We start from the raw sequence: 1,326 nt of genomic DNA, 5'->3' as shown, positions 1-1,326 counted from the left end.
CTGCTGGCGGCCGTGGCCCGGCTGCACGTGACGGGTGTGTCGCCGGACTGGCGGGCGCTGCTCGGCGAGGGGCGCCGGGTGGACCTGCCGACCTACGCCTTCCAGCGGGAGCGGTTCTGGATTGACGCTCCCGCCACCGGTGACGTGACCGCGGCAGGACTGGCCGCGGCCGACCACCCGCTGCTCGGTGCGGCCGTCGGGCTGGCCGGCTCCGGCGGAGTCGTCTGCACGGGCCGCCTGTCGGTCCGCACGCATCCGTGGCTCGCCGACCACGTGATCGGCGGGGCCGTGGTGGTGCCGGGCACCGCCCTGCTGGAGCTGGTGATCCGCGCGGGGGATCAGGCGGGCTGCTCCCTGGTCGAGGAGCTGACGCTGGAGACCCCGCTGGTCCTGCCGGAGCGCGGCGCGGTCCAGGTGCAGGTCGTCGTCGGGGTGCAGGACGAGCGCGGGGCCCGTCCCGTCGCGGTGTACTCGCGGATCGACGACGGCTCCGACGAGACCGAGTGGACCCGCCACGCGGACGGCGTGCTGGCGACCGGGGAGCGGAGGGCCTCGTCCGAGCTGACCGCGTGGCCGCCGACCGGTGCGGAGCCGATCGAGATCGAGAGCCTGTATGAGGACCTGGCCGGGGCCGGGCTGGCGTACGGCCCGGTGTTCCGCGGCCTGCGGGCCGCGTGGCGGCGCGGGGAGGAGGTGTTCGCCGAGGTCACCCTGGCTGAGGCGGCGGCCAGGGAGGCCGGCCGGTACGGCCTGCACCCCGCCGCGCTGGACGCCGGGCTCCACGTCCTGGGGCTGGTCGCCTCCGACCGGGACGGCTCCTCCGGCCAGGAGGCCGTGGGGCGGCTGCCGTTCTCGTGGACGGGTGTCTCGCTGCACGCGGCCGGCGCCTCCAGCATCCGGCTGAGGCTCTCCCCCGCGGACCGGGACGGGATCGCGGTCGAGGTCGCCGACGCGGCCGGTCGGCCCGTCGCATCCGTGGAGGCGCTGGTGGCACGGCCGGTGTCGGCGGAGCGAATGGCCGGCGCCGTGGCCGGGGCCCGGACGCTCTACCAGATGAGGTGGGGTCCTGCCGAGACGAATTCCGCGACCGCGTCCGATCTCGTCTGGGCGTGGATCGGCGACGGCACCCCGGGCGACGGAGCCAGCTCGTATCCGGACCTGGCGGCACTCGCCGGGGAGATCGGTTCCGGCGGTGCCGTCCCGGACGCCGTGGTCGTGCGGGTCGAGGGCGTCTCCGGCGGCACCGATGTCCCGGCTGTGGTGCGCGCGGTGACGGACCGGGTGCTGGGGCTGGTGCAGGAGTGGCTGGCCGAGGAGCGGTTCGCG

At 76.2% G+C, this 1,326-nt stretch carries 1 protein-coding gene; it reads left to right on the top strand.

The annotated features are described in order from the left end of the window. On the top strand, positions 1-1,326 hold a 1,326-nt coding region (locus ABD823_RS34350), incomplete at both ends, for a polyketide synthase dehydratase domain-containing protein (protein WP_344867120.1).

It is taken from the genome of Planomonospora alba (assembly GCF_039534085.1).
GTDB lineage: Bacteria > Actinomycetota > Actinomycetes > Streptosporangiales > Streptosporangiaceae > Planomonospora_B > Planomonospora_B alba.
Note: the sequence above shows the minus strand (reverse complement) of the source record. Positions and strands in the feature narration are given on the sequence as shown.